Raw genomic sequence first — 21,814 nt, 5'->3', positions numbered from 1 at the left:
CTGCCTACTCTTTATCGGATATGTCTTTCCATTGACTACACTCAGCAGTTATGTAGCGGACGAGACTGTTGATAAAATATATGTTCCTTTGCATAAAGATAGAAGAACATTTACAGACTATAAAGAAAACTTCCTGCAAAGAGAGCTTTGCTTATCATGGAGCACAGCAGGGTTTACAGCAATTTATGCATCAGACTTAGTTGGAGTGGACAGGCTGTAATTAACGGAAACTAATTTCCTATAAGGAGGATGGTCATTTGAGGAAACTTATTTTAACACTAGCTACTCTTCTGCTAATGACAGGCTGCTCGATGAATAATAACAATAATGAAGAGTCACAAGATAACTCAAAAAATAATCTAACAAAAGTTAATAACTCTTCTGTTCAGGAAACCGACAGAAAAACTGGTCAACAAACAGCAAAAAGACTCACTGGTCTGGCTAAATCTATTCCCGAGGTGAATGATGCCACTGCAGTCGTACTTGGTAAATATGCCATAGTCGGAATCGATATTGACCAAGACATTGAACGTTCACAGGTAGGAACGATTAAATACTCGGTTGGTGAAAGTTTTAAAAATGATCCAAACGGAGCAAATGCTATCATCGTCGCTGATCCTGATATTAATGAACGAATTAGGGAGGTGGCTAAGGATATTAACAATGGTAAACCTGTAAGAGGAATACTAAATGAACTTGCTGACATCACAAGTCGAGTCATCCCTGAGGTTCCAGGTGATATTTTAACCCCAACGCCCACAAAAGTCATTGAAAACGAAAAGAATAAACTTAATGATAACAAAGAAAGAAAACAGCTTGATAAGGAGCAAAATGATCAATCTAATCACTATAAAGAGTAAATAACCCCAACCCGAAGAGACCTTCGGGTTTTTGTCTTTATACAGTCAAAACCTTAATAATGATTATTGACTCACATGTTAGTTTCACTTTATCCTCGTTTTACCATAAAAATATTGGTATACTTAAAAGCATATTGAAATTGAAGTGAGGTTCAAATAATATGAAGGTTAAATGTGTAATATGTGATCAAATTGAATCTATACCAGACGATAGTCCAGAAGCAAAGAAACTTCGTAACCGTCCTATACATACCTATATGTGCAATACATGCAATCAACGCATAGAAGAGCGTACAAACGAACGGATCGCCACTGGGAATTTCCGTCTTTACCGCACTATCAAAAACGAAGATGAATGGTAAAACATTAAAAAAGGTGTGTTTGATCGGCCTGATTAACGGGATTATGCTTGGCTTCTTAATGAAGTGGATAGAAATGTATTCAGGAAAACAAGTGTATCACCTTTTATTAAATGTAGATTTTCTTCCAGTAATCGGGGCAATCCCCTGGAGTGAGGCGACGTTGTTCCTTTTCCATCTCCTTGTCTCACTTATAATTACTTTTAGTTATGTATATATCCTTCATACTTGGAGCATATTTCGCAAGGGTAAAACATACACACTTGCTATTTTCATCATCACTCCTGCGATCCTGCTTTATTTTCCATTATCATTGCTTTCACAAACGGAAGTTGCCCATCCATTCGATCTGGCTGCTTTCTTTTTGTGGTCTCTCTTACACCTTATTTACGCGCTATTCCTTACAAAAGCAATATAAAAAGAACCGTGCGAAATTCGCACGGTTCTTTTTATCATCACTCGATATTTTTATACTTATCTGGTTCAAGTTGTATTTGATCCAACATAATATCAATCAATTCAATCGGAAAACGTTGCTTTTTCATTTCGTCTCCTATTAGAAACTCAACGAAATAAAAAGGTTCTATTTTTGAAACGGAATCAATGATTACTTGATGATCATTTTTCAGCATCTGCATGAAAAACATTTCTGTATCGCGCGCAGCTGAATCATCAGGTCTTGCATCACAGACAACTTTAATCGTCAACCAATTGTATAAAGCATCTTGTAATGATTTCATCATCTTATGCCTGTTCTTCTTTTCTTGAATTATGAAGACGAATTCTATAGATCCCAAGAACAAGCGATGCGATGACTAATGCTTCCCCCATTGGCAGAAACACCGCAAAGAAAGAAAGAAGGGTACACCCAAGTGCCATTACCGCGTAAATAATCACATTTTTTAACAAAGGTAACTTTTTGGCAAAACCTAACTGATAGACAAGGATGCATAATCCAAAAATCGTTAAATATAAATACCACATTCCTGCTTCAGGATTTTCATCCACTCTGTACAAAGCTGCAAAAAATGATAATCGCTCTTGGATATCCAATCTTTTCTCCTCCTCTTGCTATTTATTTTTCTTCAACAGCAACTTTTTTTCTTTTAGCTGCTCTTTCACGTTCGTTTTTATCAAGAATTTTTTTACGAAGACGGATTGACTCCGGAGTTACTTCACAGTACTCATCGTCGTTCAAATACTCTAGAGCTTCTTCAAGAGACAAGATTCTTGGTTTCTTCATTGAAGAAGTTTGGTCTTTATTAGCTGAACGCATATTTGTCATTTGTTTCGCTTTTACGATATTAACAGTCAAATCGCTATCACGGTTATGTTCACCAACAATCATACCTTCATAAATATCAGTACCTGGCTCAATGAAAATGACGCCACGGTCTTCTACTTGCATCGTACCATATTGTGTAGTTTTTCCAGATTCCATTGAAACAAGTACACCTTGACGTCTTCCACCGACTTGACCTTGGGCCATTGGTTGGTAGCTGTCAAATGAGTGGTTCATGATACCATAACCACGTGTGATTGTTAAGAACTCAGTAGAATAACCAATAAGTCCGCGAGCTGGGATCGTGAATAGTAAACGAACTTGACCACTTCCGCTATTAATCATATCTAACAATTCACCTTTACGTGCTCCCATGGATTCCATGATAGAACCAGTGTGCTCTTCAGGAACATCGATTTGAACACGTTCAACTGGCTCACAACGCACTCCATCAATCAAACGAACGATAACTTCAGGTTTAGAAACTTGCAGTTCATAACCTTCACGTCTCATGTTTTCAATTAAGATAGAAAGGTGAAGCTCTCCACGACCTGAAACAATCCAGACATCTGGAGAATCTGTATTTTCAACTCTTAAGCTAACATCAGTTTGCAATTGGCTTTTCAAACGCTCTTCAATTTTACGAGCTGTTACAAATTTACCTTCACGGCCTGCGAATGGGCTGTTGTTTACAAGGAAAGTCATTTGTAATGTTGGCTCATCGATACGTAGAATTGGAAGGGCATCAGGATGTTCCATAGGACAAACTGTTTCCCCAACGTTAATATCTTCCATACCAGAAACAGCAATTAAATCACCGGCAACAGCTTCTTGGATTTCAACTTTTTTCAAGCCAATATAACCAAAGATTTTCGTTACACGGAATTGCTTAACCGATCCATCAAGTTTCATTAATGAAACTTGTTGACCTACATGCATTTTCCCACGGAATACACGGCCAACACCAATACGTCCTACATAATCATTGTAATCAAGTAAAGCCACTTGGAATTGAAGTGGTTCATCAGTGTTATCAATTGGTGCAGGGATCGTTTCGACGATTGTTTCGAATAATGGGGTCATGTCTTTTTCTTGTTTGGTAGGATCTGAATCCAAGCTTGCTGTACCAGCAATACCTGAAGTAAAGACAACAGGGAATTCTAATTGTTCTTCTTCAGCTCCAAGTTCGATGAATAAATCAATTACTTCGTCCACAACTTCGTTTGGACGGGCAGAGTCTTTATCAATTTTATTCACGACAACGATTGGCGTGATTTTTTGTTCCAACGCTTTTTTCAACACGAAACGAGTTTGAGGCATACATCCTTCATATGCATCAACAACAAGTAAAACACCATCAACCATTTTCATGATTCGTTCTACTTCACCACCAAAGTCGGCATGACCAGGTGTATCCAAAATATTAATTCTTGTATCTTGATATTGAACTGCTGTATTTTTCGCAAGAATCGTAATTCCGCGTTCTTTTTCAATAGCATTAGAATCCATCGCACGTTCTTCCACATGTTCATTTTCACGAAAAGTACCAGATTGCTTAAGCAACTGATCCACTAAAGTTGTTTTACCATGGTCAACGTGGGCAATGATGGCTATATTACGAATATTTTCTCTTAATTTCAAAAAATTCACTCCTAAAAAAGTTTGTGTTTAACGTATCACTAGTATTAACTTACATATTATATCACAAACATAGTAGAAACAAATACAGAAATTATGTACAATAGATATATTAGGGGTGATATTAATGAATATTAAATGGAATTTCTTAATATTAGCGATACTAGCAGCATCAAGTATTGGCTCTATAGGCATCTTTATTGCTGAAAAAAGCTTGCTTGGAATATTAGCTGCAATCGTTGTACTTTGCGGGATTATGGGGTTTGGCTTCACTCAAAAGAAAAAATTACGCGAAGCAGGAAAGTTATAATATAAAAACTCGCTGTAAACAGCGAGTTTTTTTTTTGCTAATTTTTTCAAGTGCACTATATTCTCGCTTTTTCTATGTCTTTGGTCTTTCTAAACCCGTTTTTATATTCCTTTTGAACATTATCAATGACTTAGGTCAGGGGTATTAAAGGCTAGTATTGCCTGTTAAATATTTCTCAAAAACCTCTTTGTGCAATCCTGGCTTAGAGACAAATAATGAATCTCCTTCTAAATAATCCAATTTTTCATCAGCTATATTGCTTACTTCTCCGCCCACTTCCTCAATAAGTAAAACTCCACCGGCAAAGTCCCAAGGCATAAGCCGCATAGTAATATAAGCATCTAGCCTGCCTGCAGCCACGTATGCTAGCTCCAAAGCTGCTGAGCCATATGAACGGGTCCCACGCGCATCCCGCACAAGCGGTGCTAGAAGACTCGGATCAATCCGCCGATTTTCCGTTACCCAGCTTGCATTCATGGAAAGTATGGCTTTGCTAACCGATACCTCTTTCAAAGGAGAGAGTCTTTGATCGTTCATATATGCCCCCTCCCCTTTAATTACATGGTACAGTTCATCAGTTACGACATCATAAACCATACCAATTTTCCCAATACCATCCTCATAAATCCCAAGAGAAATCGCAAAATTCCGTTGTTGATGAATAAAATTCAATGTTCCATCAATTGGATCAAGAATCCACACCGTTCCTTTTAAATCTTTTATCTCATTACCCATTCCCTCTTCCCCAAATATACGATGTTCGGGAAAAGTTTCGATAATTTTTTCGCAAAAAAACTTTTCTATTGCCTTATCCATATTGGTAACCAAATCATTAGGATTCGTTTTAATTTCAATATTCAGCTTGGTTTCAAAGGACGCTCTCAGCTTCGACCCTGCTTCTTTCATCCATAATTTCGCATATGTATCCATTTCCTTAACCGATGCCATTATAATATCCCCGTCCTTTGTAATCAGAAACTACATTAAAATGCTCTACTAAAGATTAAAGCATATATAACACTTCTTCAAGCTTTTAACATCTTAAATTTACCAATTTTTCTAAACCTTTAATAAGGTTTATTTTCCATTAATTTACGATTCTTCCCTCCATTTGAACTTATAAACTAATTATTCACATACATAAAAAATTTCTGTACATATTTACTATACCTTTGATATTTTTTTCCTAATTAATAGGAAATTAGTCCATTTTAAAAATGTTTACTACTATCTTGTTCATTTAACGAAAAACGGACACATTATTTTTAATAAAATAAGTGTCCGTTCAACATCTATAATAGAATTTCTTGTATTGAATTTGATTCATTTCTTTCATTTATTCTCCTTCACAATCTCTGCAGCTTTATCTTTTTACAAGGCTTTAAGTTTTAGCAATTCTAAACGGATACGCTCAAGTCTTTGCTTGCATTGTGACCTCTTTTGATCATTCTCTTCACCAATTGCTTCAAAAAGGGTTGCTAATTCATAGTCCATTTCCATTCTTAACACTGCAGCTCTATGTCTTTCAACTTCTTTAGCTTTTAATGCTTGGTTCATGACTTGTTTCATAATTAACATTCTCCCTTCGTCAATTAACTTAATTTTCTGAATTTATTTTTATTTTATCATATGTCTTCCTACAACAAATAGCAACTAATTTGTTCTATTAACTTAAAGGAATTTTTCGATAATGAACTAAATCGTTATTTTTTAAATATTACTTTTACTTATGCTACAATATGTGCAGATATTACGGTAGGAGAGATGATAATAATGAATATAGCAAGTTTTTCAGCTGATGATTTTAACGTTTTTAAAATTGATGGATTGGAACCGCGGATGGATGCTTTAAAAGAGCGGATCCAACCTAAGCTACAAGCACTCGGTGAGTACTTTTCACAACAATTATCTGTGATGACCGGTGATGAGATGTTCCCTCATGTTGCTAAGCATGCTAGAAGGAAAGTAAACCCTCCTAAGGATACTTGGGTTGCCTTCGCTGCCAACAGCCGAGGTTATAAAATGATGCCACACTTCCAAATTGGTTTGTGGGAAACGCATATGTTCATTTGGTTCGCAGTCATTTATGAAGCTCCTAATAAAGTTGAAATCGGGAGGCATCTAGAGAAAAATGCGAAACAATTAATAAAAAATATTCCCTCTCATTATGTTTGGTCGATGGATCATACAAAACCTGAAGTAATCCCTCATGATGGCCTTTCGGTTGATGATTTGAATTCAATGTTTAATCGTTTACAGACGGTAAAGAAAGCTGAAATCCTTTGCGGGATAAGAATATCTCGCGATGAAGCCCTTCAATTAAATGATGATGATTTCATTAAAACCATTAATGATGCGTTTGAAAATCTTTTACCCTTATATAAATTAAAATAAACAATTATTCTACTTATTGAATTGGAATTAGCAGATGAATAAAGCATTCATACTTTAATATAGATAAAGAAAAGGAGAGCCATCAAAGGCTCTCCTTTTCTTATTTTTGCACCAATTCTTTACTCGCTTGTATTAATTCACTAATCTGATTTTCTTTACCTACTTCAAAGCATTCGATTATCTTGCTGCCGACGATGACACCATCGCAGGATTGTATCGCATTGCGGACATGATCTGGAGTAGAGATGCCAAACCCAGCAAGCACCGGAACAGGACTTAGTTCTTTTACCTGTTTTAAATAGCCTCCGAGTTCTCCTCCAAAGGCATCACGGGTCCCCGTAATTCCTTTTACAGTCACAGCATAGATAAAACCCTCTGCCCCTGCCGTAATCTCAGTAATCCGTTCTCTAGAAGACGTGAGTGTCACGAGACGGATCAGTACAATCCCTGCAGTTTTTATAGATGAAAAGATAGCTTCTTCTTCAATTGGCAAATCAGGGATGATACATCCGGCGATTCCGGCTTGAAGACAATCTTCTGTGAATGCTGTAAGGCCATATGCCATAATTGAATTTGCATACCCCATTAAAATGATTGGAATGTTTACATCGCCTTTAATTTCCGTCACTTTTTTTAAGATATCTTTTAAAGTTGTACCATTCTCCAAAGAACGGATTCCTGCCTGTTGGATAACCGGTCCATCAGCGACAGGGTCAGAGAATGGGATACCTAATTCGACAGCTGTTGCCCCGCTTTTTTCAAGGAAAATAAGTTGGCTCTTTAACCGTTCAAGACCGCCATCTCCTGCCATAATGTAAGGAATAAATGCTTTTTCTCGCCTAGAGTCACATTCCTGCAGAGCTTTTGTTAATTTATTCATGTTCGCTACCCCCTAATAAAGATTGGACCGTTTCAACATCCTTATCGCCACGGCCAGATAAGCAAATCACCAATCCTGTCCCTTTCTCCATTTCTTTGGCAAGTTTTAAACCGTAGGAGATGGCATGTGAACTTTCTAATGCAGGTATGATTCCTTCTTCTTTTGAAAGCAATACGAGTGCTTCTAGGGCTTCTTGATCGGTAACTGAAGTATATGTCACCCGATTTGTATCTTTTAGATAACTGTGTTCCGGTCCAACCCCCGGATAATCTAACCCTGCTGAAATCGAATGTGCCTCCTGAATCTGGCCGTCTTCGTTTTGCAATACATACATGAATGCCCCATGAAGCACCCCAGGCTTTCCTTTTGTCAAGCTTGAAGCATGTAACGGTGTATCAAGACCATGACCTGCTGCTTCTACTCCATATAACTTAACCGTTTCATCCTCAATGAATGGATAAAACATACCCATTGCATTGCTGCCACCGCCAATGCAAGCGACTATTGCATCAGGAAGGGCATGTTCTACCTCGGAATACTGACGCTTCGTTTCCTGGCCAATCACGCTTTGAAAATCCCGTACAATTACAGGGAATGGATGCGGCCCAAGGACTGACCCCATAATATAATGAGTGTCTTCCACATTAGCTACCCAGTACCGTAACGCCTCATTGACTGCATCTTTTAGTGTCCCGCTTCCTTGTGATACAGATATGACCTTGGCACCCAGAAGTTCCATCCGGAAAACATTTAATTTCTGTCTCCTGATATCTTCCTCTCCCATAAAAATGATGCACTCTAACTTCAGCAAAGCACAAACTGTCGCCGTTGCCACTCCATGCTGGCCTGCACCCGTTTCAGCAATGACTTTTTTCTTGCCCATTTTCTGTGTCAACAAAGCCTGACCAATCGTATTATTGATTTTATGGGCACCGGTATGGTTCAGGTCCTCACGCTTCAGATAAATATCGGCACCACCAGCAAGTTTCGTTAAATTTCCCGCAAAATAAAGGGGTGTCTCACGACCAATATATTGAGTGAGGTAGTAATTCAGTTGCTTTTGGAATTCTGGATCTTTTTTTGATTGATCATATACCTCTTCAAGCTCTGTGATTGCCGCCATTAAGGTTTCCGGAACGAAACGGCCTCCATATGCTCCAAAATGACCAGTTTGGTCGGGTTGTGTATAAGTTCTCATCTATTTATTCCTCTTTTCCGGCTGTATTTTTTGCATTAGTAATAAAAGCTCTTATCTTCGCAGCATCCTTTAATCCATTTGTTTCGACACCACTCGCTACGTCAACTGCGAAAGGTGACACGGCAGTAATCGCTTTTTCTACATTTTCTGAAGTCAATCCTCCTGCTAGAAAAATTTTCTCCATTGGTAAGCCCGCTTTTCGAAGCATATCCCAATCCAAAGTCATTCCCTTACCAGAAGTGCCTTTAGGAAGATCTACTAGTAGAAAATCAGCCGGATAATCATGAAGGCTTTCAAGATCTTTCTCTGACTGGATGGCAAAGGCCTTAATAACCGGAAGAGGCATTCTCTCAGCAAAGCTAGTAGACTCGTTACCATGCAGCTGAATATAATCCAATCCGGCAATTTCAGCATTTCCTATCACTTCTTGTTCGGTTTGATTAGCAAACACTCCGACCTTTTTTACGTGAGCAGGGAGATTCCTAGCTATTTCACATACCATTTCGGGTTGAACTTTCCGGCTACTTTCCGCAAAAATGAACCCAATAAAGTCTGCACCGAATGTAACAGCTGTCTGAGCAGCGGCTAATGTCTTTATCCCACAAATTTTCACAAACATATTAATCTCCTTAAAAACTCATTTGCAGATCTGCCATCGTATTTGGAAGGTTGGGTGAAATCATTAATGTTTCCCCGACTAAAATGCCCCTCGCCCCTGCTTCCTTCACACGCTGTACATCTTCTTTTGTCTTGATTCCACTTTCACTGATAATAATGTGACGTTTTGGATCAAGGAGCTTCGCAAGTCTTTCTGTTACCGCCAAATCCACTTCGAATGTTTTTAAATTCCGATTGTTTATACCTATAAGCTCTGCATTAAGCTCAAGTGCCTGTTTTAACTCGGCTTCATCATGTACTTCTGTTAATACATCAAGCCCTTTATGTTTTGCATATTGATATAAATCATAAAGGCGTTCTTTTGAAAGAGCTGCCACAATTAATAGAATGATAGTCGCACCAGCTTGATAGGCACGGTCGATTTGGATTTCATCAATGATGAAATCTTTACATAACCTTGGAATTTGTATAGCCTGGCTCACATTTTTTAAATCGGCAATTGACCCTTTAAAGAAAACCTCATCTGTCAATACCGATATGGCTGCGGCTCCGCCTTTTTCGTAAGAAAGAGCCTGCTCGATTGGATCGACATTCATTTTAATGTCTCCTTTTGATGGGGATGCGCGTTTAATTTCCGCGATAACAGCAATTGATTTCGCCGTTTTCAATTTTTCTACAAGAGAAGGTCTGACTATATTAATCATTTCCCCATCATCTAAACCCGTTTCTTTTAACTGTGCTACTTCTACTTTTTTCTGTTCAATAATTTTCGTTAAAATATTATCCATTTACATTACCACCTTATTTCTGTTGCCATAGGCAATTAGATTTTCTAATTTTTTAAGAGCCGATCCGCTGTCCAGACTTTCTTCCGCCAAGGTAATTCCTTTTTTGATCGTTGCTGCCGTTCCATGGGCGTATAAACCCAACCCTGCATTCAATAACACGGTGTCACGATATGCACCTTTTTCTCCTTTTAAGAGACGGAGCATAATATCAGCATTTTCTTTTGCATCACCGCCACGGATTGCCTCATTTCCGTAAATCGGTAAGTCCACTTCCTCAGGATGGAGTGTAAAAGGGATAATATCCCCTTGCTCCAGAAGCACGAGTGAATTTTCTCCCTGTAGGCTGGCTTCATCCATAAAACCTGCACCATTGATGACAACCGCACGTGTTCTGCCTAATTTATGAAGTACTTCTGCAAATAACTCGAGCATATCACGGCGGTTAATACCTAATAATTGTGTATCGAGCTGTACGGGATTCGTTAATGGTCCTATCAGATTAAATATTGTCGGGATTTTCAATTCTTTTCTCACTTTCATGATTCGGGCAATATTAGGGTGAACAGAAGGGGCAAATAAGAAAGTGATTCCATTTTCCTCTAACAGTTCTTTCATCATTTCTGGTTCTAAGAACAAATTAACCCCGAGCTCTTCCAAAACATCTGCACTTCCTGTTTTACTTGAAATGCTACGGTTTCCATGTTTGGCAACCCTAACACCTGCACCAGCCAGCACAAAGGCTGAAGCGGTACTAATATTGAAGCTTTGTGAGCCATCTCCACCAGTTCCGCAATTATCCATCACATTAAGGCAGTTTGTTTTCACACTTCTTGCTTCTTTTCTCATGACTCGGACAAGGCTTGCAATTTCACCTGCCGTTTCACCTTTTGTTTTTAGAGCAATAATGAAAGCCGCCATCTCGCTTTCCGTAATATCTGTAGAAAATAACGCTTGGGCTGCTATACTCATCTCATCTTCCGTCAATGTTTGACGCTCTGCTAACTTTTCTAAATACTCCTTCACTACTAACTCCCCCAATTGTTTTTTGTGATTATAAAATGGATTCTTTCTTCTCTAATTGATATGTCTCGGCAATCTTATAAAATTCATGTAATAGTTCCTTACCGATTTTCGTTCCAATAGATTCAGGGTGGAATTGCAAACCGTAAAGCGGATAATCTTGATGTTTTAAAGCCATGATTTCTCCATCATCCACTGCGCTCGCCGTCACAGTTAATTCATTAGGTAAGCTTTCCCTTTCAACTACTAAGGAATGGTAACGCATCACTGGAAATTGTGGATTCTGATTGACAAATACCCCTGTTCCGTCATGTTCGATAACCGATGTTTTGCCGTGCATGATATATTTGGCCCCAATCACATTTGCCCCAAAGGTTGCTCCAATAGCCTGATGACCAAGGCAAATACCTAAAAGTGGAAGCTTCCTATAAAAAGAACGGATGATTTCCATGCTAATTCCAGCATCTTCTGGACGGCCTGGCCCTGGTGAAATAACGATTGCCTTCGGATTCATTTCCTCAATTTCAGCAATGGTGATTTCGTCATTTCTTTTCACGATGATTTCTTTTTCTACTTCCCCTAAATATTGATAAAGGTTATAAGTAAACGAGTCATAGTTATCAATTAATAAAATCATTTGGTGTTAACCTCCATTAGCGCTCGTGCTTTATTTTGTGTTTCCTCATATTCTGTTTTTGGATCTGAATCATATACAATACCTGCTCCGGCCTGTACATACGCATTGCCATCTTTTATGATCATCGTTCGGATTGCAAGAGCCATATCCAGATCTCCACCAAAACCAATAAATCCTATCGCCCCTGAATAGATCCCTCGTTTACAATTTTCAAGTTCGTTAATCAACTCCATTGCCCTAATTTTAGGGGCGCCTGACACAGTACCTGCAGGAAGGCATACCGTTAATGCATCTAAACTTGTGAATCCTTCCTTAAGTTCTCCGCTAATTTTTGAGGCAATATGCATGACATGTTGATATCTTTGAATTTCCATTTCCTCGGTAAGGCAAATTGAGCCTATTTCACAAACCCTCCCAAGATCATTTCTTCCGAGATCAACAAGCATTCTATGTTCAGCGAGTTCTTTTTCATCCATCAGCAGGCTTTTTTCCATGCCTTTATCTTCTTCATCCGTCTTCCCTCTTGGGCGAGTACCAGCAATGGGGTTAACATGAACCATTCCTGTTGAAACACTGATCAAACTTTCAGGAGAGGAACCTATAATAGTATAGTCACCAAATTCGATATAAAACATATAGGGAGATGGGTTTGCTAAGCGAAGACGGCGGTACGCATCGAAAGGCTCTCCATCAAAGTCGGCCTGAAACCTTTGTGACAATACGACTTGAAAAACTTCACCTGCTACAATCGCTTCTTTTACTTCAAGTACCATTTTCTCGAATTCATCCTGGCTAAAATTAGAATTAAATTCTAAAGATTCTGACGATATTCCCTTTGACGGTTTATTAGGCCGATTGATTTTCGCCTTCATTTCCATTAGGCTTTTTTCGCTATCCTCTTCCGCAGTCAAAAGATGAATCTTTTGAAGAACATGATCAAATATATACAGTTCCTTAAAGAAAAGAAAATGGGCATCCGGCATTTGAAGAGAATCAGGTGGCACTGGACCGATGTTTTCATAAAGACGAATGATATCATAGCCCATATACCCGATTGCCCCACCATTAAATGGCGGAAGATGAACTGGGGAATCTTCAATTTCTACCAACAATTCATTTTTCAGAAATTCAATGATATTCATGTTCTTTACGAACTTGTCACCTGTATTAGTATCCTTCACATATACTTGATTACCTAATGACGTCACCTCCAAATATGGATTCGATCCTAGATAGGAGTAGCGACCATTATCATGATGTGAATTCGAACTTTCCAATAAAAACTTCTTTTCATCGCCCAATTTTTGAAAAATGGCAATCGGTGTATGAATATCCCCTTCAATTGTTTCCATTTTGAAACGGAGTATCTTTTTTTCATCCAAATGATTCATCTAAAATTACCTCCTAATTTTCAATCCAATAAAGAAAGCTTCCGATTGCTATACCTTTAGTCAACATATTCGGAGTTGTATTTATATTTTTCCACTAAAAGCTTTCTCCAGTTCGCATTCCCGAAAAATGTAAATACATAAAAAATAAAAAAAGTCCCCTGCAAACACAAATGTGTCTGCAGAGGACGGTATACCGCGGTGCCACCTCAAGTTGGAAAAATTTATTATTTTTCCCTCTCAAGTAAGAAATTAGAAATTTCTTACCAAACCCTTTAACGGTGGAAGCCGAGTTTCCCTACTTATTTCAAGAAACCACTCATAAGTCCATTCATCTTATTATATCGTACCGGTTTTCACCTGTTCCGGCTCTCTGTGACGACTCTAATAAGATTACTACTCTTAATCATAGATTTAATTATCCATTTAAAAAACGCAAAAAGGGCCCTCATCCAAAGGACGAGGAACCCGTGGTACCACCTTAATTAGCTTAATAAGCTCACTTTACGGCATTTTAAATATAATATGCCTATCTCCATTAACGATGAGATAATCGCCAAGGCCTACTCCGTCAATCCGTTTCGGTTTGGGGCTCGGAAGTCCATTCACTTAAATTTGTTCACCAGTTTTCAGCAACCACTGGCTCTCTACAGAACAGCATTAAGGTACTCCTCTTCGTCATTGCCTTTATCATTTCTTGATTATTATGTTAAAACAATCTTTTCATGAAGTCAATGGAGTTTTCTAAAAATTATATTTTTATTATTTCATCCGTATCCAGTCATCGTCTCCGATTTCTTTTGATTTCTTTATAACAAGATAGGCAGAATAGTCACTGACAGACTCAAACTCATCCGTATACTTTTTTTCATCCGCCTTACCGGGGACTATTTCCTTAAACCTTCGATATGCTTTCATAAAAGCTTCTTTTTGTATTTTACTTTCATAAGCCTTTTCGACTGCTTCAAAAAATTTAATAACATCGACGATTTCTTCCGTTGACCAATCAAGATCCATCGGATATTGATAATCCATGCTTACACGCTCCTTCTAGATAGTTATTCCTGTTGCTTTGGAGACTATTATCAGTCTGCCCATTTTGAACGAATTGCCTCCGCCTGGCTGATAATCCGACTAAATAGCTCAGCAGTCGTTGGTACATCATGAATCAGACCCATTACTTGTCCAGCCCAAGCATATCCTTCACCTTCAACTCCATCATGGATATAACGCTGGTTTGCTTTTCCACTTATGTAATTCTGCAGCTGCTCATATCCGCCGTCTTCCTTTTCTATTTCAAGAATTTTATCAGTCCAGCCATTTGCAATAACACGGGCTGGTGCACCAATAGACCGCTTAATGACAACGGTATCATTTTCTGTACCGGAAACCAAGGCATTTTTGTATAATTCATGGGCATGAACACATTCCTTTACTGCAATGAACCTGGTACCCATTTCAATCCCTTCTGCTCCAAGTGCCAACGCCGCCATCAAACCGCGCCCATCACCGAAACCACCCGAGGCGATGACTGGAATTTTAACGGAATCTACCACTTGAGGAATTAATACAGAGGTTCCGATATCATCGCGTCCTAAATGTCCCCCGCCCTCCTGACCAACTACCATCACTGCGTCTGCACCCAGCTGCTCAGCCTTGATTGCCTGCCTTCTTGCCGCAACTAGCACAAGTTTTTTCACCGGAGTATCTTTAACATAATCGATAAATGGTGCTGGATTGCCACCAGTTACAGAAACAACGGCAATATCCTCTTTTAGTGCTGCCTCAAGCATATGTTCATATGGTCTTCCGTGCTGACCAATTGCAAAATTGACGCCAAACGGTTTGTCCGTCAATGATTTTGTTTTTCGTATTTCCTCTACCAATTGATCAGGGTTATCCAACGACATCGCTGTTACCTGCCCTAGGCCTCCTGCATTCGAAACAGCCGCAGCCAATTCTGCATAAGCTAAATGCGCCAATCCTCCTTGCACAATCGGGTATTGAATCCCTAACAAATCAGTCACACGAGTTTTCCACTTCAAAATCTTCATCCCCCTTTTTACTTCTTAATGAGTTTTTTAATGAACACTCTCTATTACACCTTTATTATGGCAAATATTGTTTTTCCATTCAATTTTAAAACTCATAGTTCAAATTGTTTTTGATTTAAAAGAAAAACTCTTGAACTGGTAAATGTTCCTTCCTGTTATTACGAGGTATGTACAATAGAACTCTAGCTGTTATTTTTTACATTAAACTCACGCTAGGCATTTATATGTAAGACGTGCTATAATTCATTTGTTTTATGTCTATCCACAAGAGCTTACTAACCGTTTTTAAAGGTTACTCCAAATAGGAGAAACATACGACTGTAAATAGAAAGGGAGTATATTTCCCTGGATATTTCGTACCTATTTTATTGAAAAGGGGCCACAAAGAATTGTCACAGAATGAAACACCATTATATACTGCCTTATTACAGCATGCCAAAAAAAATCCCGTTCAATTTCATATTCCAGGTCATAAAAAAGGAAAAGGAATGGACGCTGATTTTCGTGATTTTATTGGGGAAAATGCACTATCTATAGATTTAATCAATATCGCACCACTCGATGATCTCCATCAGCCAAAGGGAATCATTAAAAGAGCCCAGGACCTTGCTGCAGAAGCATTTGGGGCAGACCATACATTCTTTTCCGTTCAGGGAACAAGCGGTGCAATCATGACAATGGTCATGGCAGTCTGCGGTCCTGGGGATAAAATCATCGTCCCGAGGAACGTACATAAATCTGTAATGTCTGCCATTGTATTTTCAGGAGCGGTTCCTATTTTCATCAATCCTGAAATTGACAAAGACTTGGGAATCTCACATGGGATTACCATTGATGCTGTTGAAAAAACATTAAAGGAACACAGCGATGCAAAAGGGTTACTCGTAATCAATCCGACCTATTTCGGCGTTTCTGCTGATTTGCAGAAAATTGTGGAAGTTGCTCATTCCTATCAAATACCTGTACTCGTTGATGAAGCCCATGGTGTTCATATTCACTTCCACGAAGACTTGCCTATGTCCGCTATGCAGGCTGGAGCAGATATGGCCGCTACGAGTGTTCATAAACTCGGTGGATCGCTAACAGGAAGTTCCATTTTAAATGTTAAGAATGGTTTAATTTCTGCCAATCGGGTCCAGGCAATTTTGAGTATGCTCACTACCACATCAACTTCCTATATTCTTCTTGCTTCTCTCGATACCGCAAGAAGACAACTTGCGACCGTTGGCAGAGAAATGATAGATGGTACGATCAAGCTTGCAGATTATATTCGGACAGCTATTAATGAGATCCCTTATTTATACTGTGTTGGAAGCGAAATTTTAGGTAGTAAGGCAACCTATAGTTATGATCCGACAAAGCTAATCATCTCCATTAAAGAATTGAATATTACCGGATATGACGTTGAGAAATGGCTTCGAGAAAAGCACAATATTGAAGTGGAACTTTCTGATTTGTATAACATCCTTTGCCTAATCACTCCAGGGGACTCTAAAACAGAAGCAGATTTGTTAATCGCTGCCCTTAAAGACTTATCGGATGAGTTTAAAGAAATGGCTGCTGATCATGAAAAGATCGAAGTCCTGCTTCCCGATACACCACCTCTTGCTTTATCACCGAGAGATGCATTTTACGCAGAAACTGAAGTGGTTCCTATCGAGGAATCTGTTGGCAAAATCAGCGCTGAATTCATCATGGTCTATCCGCCAGGAATTCCGATTTTTATACCTGGTGAACTGATTACAGAAGATAATATCACTTACATTCAGAAAAATATCGAAGCTGGTCTACCAGTTCAAGGTCCAGAGGATCCAGAAATTAAATATTTACGAATTATTAAAAGTTAATTGAATATCAAAAACCAGAGCACAAACAAACTGCTCTGGTTTTTTTTGCTTATTTATGAAGTTTTAATCGTAAAAGAGCGTTTCTCCACTTTGCCTTCCTTTCCGACTTTATCAAAGCTTCCATATTTCTCTTGAACGAATAACAAAGCGCAAGCTCCCAAAATGCTCGGGATGGCGAACCAGATGAAGGCTGACTTCGGATCTAATCCTGATGACAGGATCAGGGCTATGAGCATCGGTGCTATAATCGCACCAATTCGACCGACTCCAAAGGCCCAGCCCATTCCAGTTGCCCGTGCTTCACGTGGATAAAATTCAGAAATATAGGGATTTGCCAAATTCTGCGTTCCTACTGTACAAGCACCGCCAATTGCAATTAATACGTACAGACCAGCGACATTCGAGGTTATACTCAATGCAACAAAACACAATGCCCCTAATCCAAACAATGTAACTAGAATTCTACGATGACCTACTTTTTCAGCGTAATAGCCCCCAATCAGAACCTAAAATTTGTCCGATGCATAAAGTCAAGTTAAAAGAAAGGCTTGAAGTCAAACCATAGCCTGACTGTTGCATGATTTTTGGAAGCCATGTATTTAATCCGTATACCATCAGTAAACAGCTAAAAACGGCTAACCATATAAACAAGGTACTGACTGCCCTCTTGTTCGTAAACAGCTTTTTAACAGGGGAACCTTTGGATGAAGACAGAGCATCCGCTAGCTGATAATCTTCATTTTCTTGATAGTTCCCGGTTGGATTAACCTTATTAAGCACCTCCACCACTTTTCCAACCTGTTTTCTTGTCAGGTAATAGGATAGAGATTCAGGAAATTTCATCATGAAAAATGGCAATGTCAATAAGGGAATTACTCCGATCCAGTACAAAATTCTCCAGTCAGTTGATGGGATGATATACATACCAATCAATGAGGCAAAAATGCCACCAAGGGAGTATCCACAGTACATGGTCGCAACAATAATGGCCCTGTTTTTCTTCGGTGAATACTCAGTCATTAAGGACACCACATTTGGCATCAGTCCGCCCATTCCTAATGCAGCAATGAATCTCATAACCGTGAAAAAGGTTGGATTAGGAGCAACTCCAGCACCTAATGTAAACAAGCTAAATAATAGCATACAGACAGCTAAAACATTTTTCCGGCCATGTTTATCGGCAACCGGCCCGAAAACCAGGGCCCCTAGCATCATGCCTACCAAAGCATAACTGGCAATAGCTCCTGCTTGAATCGAGCTCAGATCCCACTCTTCCATCATCCACGGCAAGCCGACCCCATACATCGCGATGTCGTACCCATCAAAAGCTATGGCATAAAAACACCAAATGAAAACAAATAAATGAAAGCGGTTAAATTTACTTACAGCGACCACTTCAGAAGCATTGACACTACGCATACTAGTCCCCCATTTCGCATCTAATCTTCCGTTGAAAATAAGCAAAATCAGCTTTTGTTAAACACTGAAAATTGACTCATCTCATACTAATCTTTTTGGGAACTGCTATACAACACCAATGTTCTTCTATATAGAACTTTGAGATTCAATTTATTTTTAGTATTTTATTTCACCTTTTGATTCCATAAAAAAAGGATGCCCCAGGTCAAAACTCCTGAAGCACCCTCGAATTTCTATTAATATCAGAGATTATCTTTTTTATTACTTCTCAGAGGCAGCTGTATCACAGCTGTGGCAGTTGTGATTGTGTGTATAAAGTACACTTACTTTTTCATCTTCAAAATGTTCAATCGTGCTATTGCAAGTTTGACATACGATAGTTCCCATTTTTACAACCCCTTCCTCTATATTGTATGCATTAATCGTTAAATGTAACCGCTTTATATGCATTATAATATAACACATTTATAATTTCAAGCTATAAAGTATAACATATATAAATTTCCCATAAATTCATTTAATTCAATACTTAGAAGGACAGAGACTCCAAGCTAGACGGTAGGCAGATACATCTTGTAATCGCGAGTTGCTGCCCCCATTCTAGTAAGTCCTGAATACCGCTACCAGTTTGCCAGATTGGCTCATCCATGTTTCACTTGACTCCAGTTCATGCACAGGCTGCCTTACCTATTCCCCCGTAAACTACTAGCTCTTCCGTGTTTTCAGTACTTCCGGGCAAAAAATTACATCAGCGTTCTAATTGCAGCTTCTTGGACCCCGCCCAGCCCTTTGTGTGCAGCGTGGACCCTTTGTAATTCTTTTTTGTCCATTTGTGACCTTTTTCACCCTATATATAAATTCATGTTTACACTTCCATTAGTTCAGCAAAGTCATAAGTCTTCAACCAGGACGCACATGCCTCAATATCAGAGGAAAACATACGGTCCTTTGTAATACTCGGTACAATCTCCCTGGCCTTTTCAAGGAAACGAAGGGTTCTCGGAGCCATTTTTTCGATACCCCGGTATTCGACTCCCTGCATCGCTGTAATACATTCAATTGCCAACACATTCCATGTATTTTGAATGATCTGGTAAGCGTGTCTTGCTGCAATCGTACCCATGCTCACATGGTCCTCTTGATTAGCTGAAGATGGGATGGAGTCTACACTTGCTGGATGGGCCAGCGTTTTATTTTCCGATACGAGCGAAGCTGCACAATATTGCATAATCATTGCACCGGACTCTAGCCCAGGTCTTGCACTCAAAAAAGGCGGCAGATCATTCAGCTGTGGATTAACAAGTCGTTCAATTCTCCGTTCTGAAATACTAGCAATTTCTGAAACACCCATCTTTAAAAAATCCATTGCAAAAGCAACTGGCTGACCATGAAAGTTCCCCCCTGATATCACAGTTTCTCCTTCATCAAAAATTAGCGGATTATCGGTCGCTGCATTCATTTCAATTTCAAGTTTTTCTTTCACATACCCAATAACCTGCCAGGAAGCACCTAGAACCTGAGGTATACATCGAAGTGAGTAGGCATCTTGAACCCGAATATCCCCTTGTCTGGTTGTTAGATGACTTCCTTCTAGCCAAATCCTCATTCGTTTGGCAACAGCAATCTGTTCTGGATAGCCTCTTGCTAAGTGAACCCTTTCGTCAAAAGTATCAATGATTCCGTTTAACGCTTCCATAGTCATAGCTGATATCGCTTCTGACAGCCGCCCGATTTTTTCCGCTTCTAAATAGGCCACAACCCCCATCGCTGTTATTGCTTGTGTTCCATTAATAAGTGCTAGGCCTTCCTTTGCCTCAAGCTCGATTGGCGCAATGCCTTCCTTTTTCAAGGCAATAGAGGATTTAATTCGCCCCCCCTTGTAAAATACCTCCCCCTCCCCGGTTAACACCAATGCTAAATGCGAGAGAGGCGCTAAATCTCCGCTTGCTCCGAGTGACCCCTGCTGCGGAATGACGGGATGAATTTCCGCGTTCAATAAAGCTAATAAACTAGAGATGACTTCCTGTCTAACACCGGAAAAACCCTTTGCTAGAGCATTGGCACGAAGCAAAAGCATCGCCCTGGAAACACTTTCGAAAAACGGGGGACCTACTCCACAGGCATGTGATTGAATGAGATTATGCTGTAGTTCTTTTACATCTTCAGTATTGATATAGACATCACTGAATTTCCCAAAACCAGTCGTAATTCCATAAACAATCCTTTTTTTCGAAACAATGTTTTCGACCGCTTTTCTGCTTTTTAATACCCTTTCCAAAGCATCGGGAGAAAGGGTGACCTCTTCTTTATTAAATATGATTTTTTTTGATTGATTTAATGTTAAATCTTTACCGGTAAGCATCATCCCCTACACCCCTTTAACAAAGTAAAGGAGCTGTATCGCTTTAAATAAAGTGATACAGCCCCTTTTTTTGTAAAACATGAATATGTTCATTATATTGTATAATCATGCTTCCCACCCCTTATTAACTAGCATCTGTATAAATTTTACATCACAAAAAAACTGGAAGTCAACATCTATTAACAAATTTTAACACATTAGCATACTAACCTAGCAGAGTGAAAAAGGAATTTTACCTTTAATTTTACATATAGATAAGTATATAAAACAACCATAAAATGCTAAAATATAATTAATATCTATAGAGCTAAGGGGGATTAAAATGATTGAAAATGCCTATATCAAGCTCGTTCCTGAGTCCGTGAAAGAAGCCGTAACCATTGAAGACGTGAAGGAATTGCTCACCTATTACCAAATGATCACCGCAAAAACTGGAAAACAACTCAATTGGGATTATGAAAAGAAGGCCTTTCCTTATGAAATGAAAGAGCCTGAAAAGATGAAAGATAAAATAATTTATCTTCAATCCAATGTGGATCGCTATCACATGATACTAATCGGGGTCGACCAAGAAATCGTTCAGGACGAAGATGGACTAGAGCGAATCCAATCATATATCCAATTAACCCTCCCAGAAACGGCAACATTCGGTGATAAAGGGAAAGCTAATGAATTATGCAAATTCCTGGCAAAAAAGTTAAAAGCCCAACTCCATCTCTTTAACAAGCGAGTGATGTATTACTATCCAAGAAAATAAATA

Annotated in this window: 26 protein-coding genes, 1 pseudogene and 2 other annotated features; of the genes and pseudogenes, 8 read left to right on the top strand and 19 right to left on the bottom strand. The window is 39.0% G+C overall.

The features are described 5' to 3' along the window. Positions 1–31 precede the first annotated feature (31 nt). The 4 genes from ACQKMR_RS03775 to ACQKMR_RS03760 all read left to right on the top strand — a co-directional run bounded on the left by ACQKMR_RS03775 (position 32) and on the right by ACQKMR_RS03760 (position 1,637). Complete coding sequence (locus tag ACQKMR_RS03775; RefSeq protein ID WP_427696075.1) at positions 32–220, top strand: hypothetical protein; 189 nt, start codon at positions 32–34, stop codon at positions 218–220. Between the two features lie 37 nt (positions 221–257). Then, positions 258–860 (top strand): YhcN/YlaJ family sporulation lipoprotein, encoded by a 603-nt coding sequence (locus ACQKMR_RS03770; protein WP_427696074.1) that lies wholly within the window; start codon positions 258–260, stop codon positions 858–860. A gap of 161 nt (positions 861–1,021) precedes the next feature. Then, positions 1,022–1,222 (top strand): YlaI family protein, encoded by a 201-nt coding sequence (locus tag ACQKMR_RS03765; RefSeq protein WP_072272690.1) that lies wholly within the window; start codon positions 1,022–1,024, stop codon positions 1,220–1,222. A 19-nt stretch (positions 1,223–1,241) separates the two neighbouring features. Next, a complete protein-coding gene (locus ACQKMR_RS03760; protein ID WP_427696073.1) occupies positions 1,242–1,637 on the top strand; it encodes a hypothetical protein in 396 nt (131 codons plus the stop codon). Positions 1,638–1,674: 37 nt separating this feature from the next. Here the strand turns inward: ACQKMR_RS03760 and ACQKMR_RS03755 are convergent, their stop codons facing one another. Genes ACQKMR_RS03755 through typA form a run of 3 tightly spaced genes read right to left on the bottom strand, consistent with a single transcriptional unit; the run spans position 1,675 to position 4,142 of the window. Beyond that, on the bottom strand, positions 1,675–1,959 hold the full coding sequence (locus ACQKMR_RS03755; protein WP_427696092.1) for a hypothetical protein: 285 nt from the start codon (positions 1,957–1,959) through the stop codon (positions 1,675–1,677). Between the two features lie 4 nt (positions 1,960–1,963). Further along, positions 1,964–2,272, bottom strand: a complete 309-nt coding sequence (locus tag ACQKMR_RS03750) for a YlaH-like family protein (protein WP_053345193.1) — start codon at positions 2,270–2,272, stop codon at positions 1,964–1,966. A 22-nt stretch (positions 2,273–2,294) separates the two neighbouring features. After that, positions 2,295–4,142: a translational GTPase TypA gene (gene typA, locus ACQKMR_RS03745; protein WP_427696072.1), complete on the bottom strand. Its 1,848-nt coding sequence runs from the start codon at positions 4,140–4,142 to the stop codon at positions 2,295–2,297. 124 nt (positions 4,143–4,266) lie between these two features. Between typA and ACQKMR_RS03740 the strand changes: the two genes are divergently transcribed. Beyond that, positions 4,267–4,449, top strand: a complete 183-nt coding sequence (locus ACQKMR_RS03740; protein WP_053345191.1) for a YlaF family protein — start codon at positions 4,267–4,269, stop codon at positions 4,447–4,449. Between the two features lie 144 nt (positions 4,450–4,593). On the opposite strand, the gene ACQKMR_RS03735 is transcribed toward ACQKMR_RS03740, so the two are convergent. Then, complete coding sequence (locus tag ACQKMR_RS03735) at positions 4,594–5,397, bottom strand: inositol monophosphatase family protein (RefSeq protein WP_427696071.1); 804 nt, start codon at positions 5,395–5,397, stop codon at positions 4,594–4,596. 423 nt (positions 5,398–5,820) lie between these two features. After that, complete coding sequence (locus tag ACQKMR_RS03730; RefSeq protein WP_034314018.1) at positions 5,821–6,018, bottom strand: hypothetical protein; 198 nt, start codon at positions 6,016–6,018, stop codon at positions 5,821–5,823. A gap of 204 nt (positions 6,019–6,222) precedes the next feature. On the opposite strand from ACQKMR_RS03730, the gene ACQKMR_RS03725 reads away from it, so the two are divergent. Next, positions 6,223–6,843, top strand: a complete 621-nt coding sequence (locus ACQKMR_RS03725; protein WP_427696070.1) for a DUF1054 domain-containing protein — start codon at positions 6,223–6,225, stop codon at positions 6,841–6,843. 100 nt (positions 6,844–6,943) lie between these two features. Here the strand turns inward: ACQKMR_RS03725 and trpA are convergent, their stop codons facing one another. From trpA to ACQKMR_RS03680, 9 genes are all read right to left on the bottom strand, one after another. Next, entirely contained in the window at positions 6,944–7,723 is a 780-nt protein-coding gene (gene trpA / locus ACQKMR_RS03720) for a tryptophan synthase subunit alpha (protein ID WP_427696069.1), read from the bottom strand. Then, positions 7,716–8,921 (bottom strand): tryptophan synthase subunit beta, encoded by a 1,206-nt coding sequence (gene trpB / locus ACQKMR_RS03715; protein ID WP_427696068.1) that lies wholly within the window; start codon positions 8,919–8,921, stop codon positions 7,716–7,718. Before trpB ends, trpA begins: the two co-directional genes overlap by 8 nt. Positions 8,922–8,925: 4 nt before the next feature. Further along, positions 8,926–9,540 (bottom strand): phosphoribosylanthranilate isomerase, encoded by a 615-nt coding sequence (locus ACQKMR_RS03710; protein ID WP_427696067.1) that lies wholly within the window; start codon positions 9,538–9,540, stop codon positions 8,926–8,928. Positions 9,541–9,550: 10 nt separating this feature from the next. Continuing rightward, positions 9,551–10,327 carry an indole-3-glycerol phosphate synthase TrpC gene (gene trpC, locus ACQKMR_RS03705; RefSeq protein ID WP_427696066.1) on the bottom strand — a complete coding sequence of 259 codons (777 nt, stop codon included), beginning with the start codon at positions 10,325–10,327 and terminating at the stop codon, positions 9,551–9,553. Next, positions 10,328–11,350: an anthranilate phosphoribosyltransferase gene (gene trpD / locus ACQKMR_RS03700; protein ID WP_427696065.1), complete on the bottom strand. Its 1,023-nt coding sequence runs from the start codon at positions 11,348–11,350 to the stop codon at positions 10,328–10,330. A gap of 28 nt (positions 11,351–11,378) precedes the next feature. Beyond that, positions 11,379–11,984 (bottom strand): anthranilate synthase component II, encoded by a 606-nt coding sequence (locus ACQKMR_RS03695; protein ID WP_427696064.1) that lies wholly within the window; start codon positions 11,982–11,984, stop codon positions 11,379–11,381. After that, entirely contained in the window at positions 11,981–13,375 is a 1,395-nt protein-coding gene (gene trpE / locus ACQKMR_RS03690) for an anthranilate synthase component I (RefSeq protein WP_427696063.1), read from the bottom strand. Before trpE ends, ACQKMR_RS03695 begins: the two co-directional genes overlap by 4 nt. A gap of 178 nt (positions 13,376–13,553) precedes the next feature. Further along, positions 13,554–13,791, bottom strand: a binding site (T-box leader). Between the two features lie 33 nt (positions 13,792–13,824). Continuing rightward, positions 13,825–14,063 (bottom strand) — a binding site (T-box leader). Positions 14,064–14,134: 71 nt separating this feature from the next. Then, entirely contained in the window at positions 14,135–14,407 is a 273-nt protein-coding gene (locus ACQKMR_RS03685) for a UPF0223 family protein (RefSeq protein ID WP_427696062.1), read from the bottom strand. Positions 14,408–14,457: 50 nt separating this feature from the next. Next, a complete protein-coding gene (locus ACQKMR_RS03680) occupies positions 14,458–15,417 on the bottom strand; it encodes an NAD(P)H-dependent flavin oxidoreductase (protein WP_427696061.1) in 960 nt (319 codons plus the stop codon). A 398-nt stretch (positions 15,418–15,815) separates the two neighbouring features. Here ACQKMR_RS03680 and ACQKMR_RS03675 point away from each other — a divergent pair, with 398 nt between their 5' ends. Then, the gene (locus ACQKMR_RS03675; protein WP_427696060.1) at positions 15,816–17,273 is read left to right on the top strand and encodes an aminotransferase class I/II-fold pyridoxal phosphate-dependent enzyme; all 1,458 of its coding nucleotides are present in this window, start codon (positions 15,816–15,818) and stop codon (positions 17,271–17,273) included. Positions 17,274–17,326: 53 nt separating this feature from the next. On the opposite strand, the gene ACQKMR_RS03670 is transcribed toward ACQKMR_RS03675, so the two are convergent. The 5 genes and pseudogenes from ACQKMR_RS03670 to hutH form a co-directional block, all read right to left on the bottom strand. Next, a complete protein-coding gene (locus ACQKMR_RS03670) occupies positions 17,327–17,722 on the bottom strand; it encodes an MFS transporter (RefSeq protein WP_427696059.1) in 396 nt (131 codons plus the stop codon). Between the two features lie 31 nt (positions 17,723–17,753). Further along, positions 17,754–18,692 (bottom strand): MFS transporter, encoded by a 939-nt coding sequence (locus tag ACQKMR_RS03665; RefSeq protein WP_427696058.1) that lies wholly within the window; start codon positions 18,690–18,692, stop codon positions 17,754–17,756. A gap of 261 nt (positions 18,693–18,953) precedes the next feature. Beyond that, a complete protein-coding gene (locus ACQKMR_RS03660; RefSeq protein ID WP_098175446.1) occupies positions 18,954–19,079 on the bottom strand; it encodes a GapA-binding peptide SR1P in 126 nt (41 codons plus the stop codon). 216 nt (positions 19,080–19,295) lie between these two features. Then, positions 19,296–19,522 (bottom strand): annotated as a pseudogene (locus tag ACQKMR_RS03655) (hypothetical protein); the annotation flags it as partial. Between the two features lie 35 nt (positions 19,523–19,557). After that, the gene (gene hutH, locus ACQKMR_RS03650) at positions 19,558–21,057 is read right to left on the bottom strand and encodes a histidine ammonia-lyase (RefSeq protein WP_427696057.1); all 1,500 of its coding nucleotides are present in this window, start codon (positions 21,055–21,057) and stop codon (positions 19,558–19,560) included. 319 nt (positions 21,058–21,376) lie between these two features. Between hutH and ACQKMR_RS03645 the strand changes: the two genes are divergently transcribed. Continuing rightward, on the top strand, positions 21,377–21,811 hold the full coding sequence (locus tag ACQKMR_RS03645) for a DUF1885 family protein (RefSeq protein ID WP_427696056.1): 435 nt from the start codon (positions 21,377–21,379) through the stop codon (positions 21,809–21,811). Positions 21,812–21,814: the final 3 nt, after the last annotated feature.

It is taken from the genome of Peribacillus sp. NPDC096540 (assembly GCF_050278525.1).
In the GTDB taxonomy this organism is placed as follows: Bacteria; Bacillota; Bacilli; order Bacillales; family DSM-1321; genus Peribacillus.
The sequence above is the reverse complement of the archived record's forward strand: the minus strand, read 5'-3'. Positions and strand labels throughout refer to the sequence as shown.

Coding starts and splice junctions, on each gene's coding strand:
- ACQKMR_RS03765 (WP_072272690.1), top strand. CDS start 1,022: ATGAAGGTTAAATGTGTAATATGTGATCAAATTGAATCTATACCAGAC.
- ACQKMR_RS03755 (WP_427696092.1), bottom strand. CDS start 1,959: ATGAAATCATTACAAGATGCTTTATACAATTGGTTGACGATTAAAGTT.
- ACQKMR_RS03740 (WP_053345191.1), top strand. CDS start 4,267: ATGAATATTAAATGGAATTTCTTAATATTAGCGATACTAGCAGCATCA.
- ACQKMR_RS03735 (WP_427696071.1), bottom strand. CDS start 5,397: ATGGCATCGGTTAAGGAAATGGATACATATGCGAAATTATGGATGAAA.
- ACQKMR_RS03730 (WP_034314018.1), bottom strand. CDS start 6,018: ATGAAACAAGTCATGAACCAAGCATTAAAAGCTAAAGAAGTTGAAAGA.
- ACQKMR_RS03725 (WP_427696070.1), top strand. CDS start 6,223: ATGAATATAGCAAGTTTTTCAGCTGATGATTTTAACGTTTTTAAAATT.
- trpA (WP_427696069.1), bottom strand. CDS start 7,723: ATGAATAAATTAACAAAAGCTCTGCAGGAATGTGACTCTAGGCGAGAA.
- trpB (WP_427696068.1), bottom strand. CDS start 8,921: ATGAGAACTTATACACAACCCGACCAAACTGGTCATTTTGGAGCATAT.
- ACQKMR_RS03710 (WP_427696067.1), bottom strand. CDS start 9,540: ATGTTTGTGAAAATTTGTGGGATAAAGACATTAGCCGCTGCTCAGACA.
- trpC (WP_427696066.1), bottom strand. CDS start 10,327: ATGGATAATATTTTAACGAAAATTATTGAACAGAAAAAAGTAGAAGTA.
- ACQKMR_RS03695 (WP_427696064.1), bottom strand. CDS start 11,984: ATGATTTTATTAATTGATAACTATGACTCGTTTACTTATAACCTTTAT.
- trpE (WP_427696063.1), bottom strand. CDS start 13,375: ATGAATCATTTGGATGAAAAAAAGATACTCCGTTTCAAAATGGAAACA.
- ACQKMR_RS03685 (WP_427696062.1), bottom strand. CDS start 14,407: ATGGATTATCAATATCCGATGGATCTTGATTGGTCAACGGAAGAAATC.
- ACQKMR_RS03665 (WP_427696058.1), bottom strand. CDS start 18,692: ATGCGTAGTGTCAATGCTTCTGAAGTGGTCGCTGTAAGTAAATTTAAC.
- ACQKMR_RS03660 (WP_098175446.1), bottom strand. CDS start 19,079: ATGGGAACTATCGTATGTCAAACTTGCAATAGCACGATTGAACATTTT.
- hutH (WP_427696057.1), bottom strand. CDS start 21,057: ATGATGCTTACCGGTAAAGATTTAACATTAAATCAATCAAAAAAAATC.
- ACQKMR_RS03645 (WP_427696056.1), top strand. CDS start 21,377: ATGATTGAAAATGCCTATATCAAGCTCGTTCCTGAGTCCGTGAAAGAA.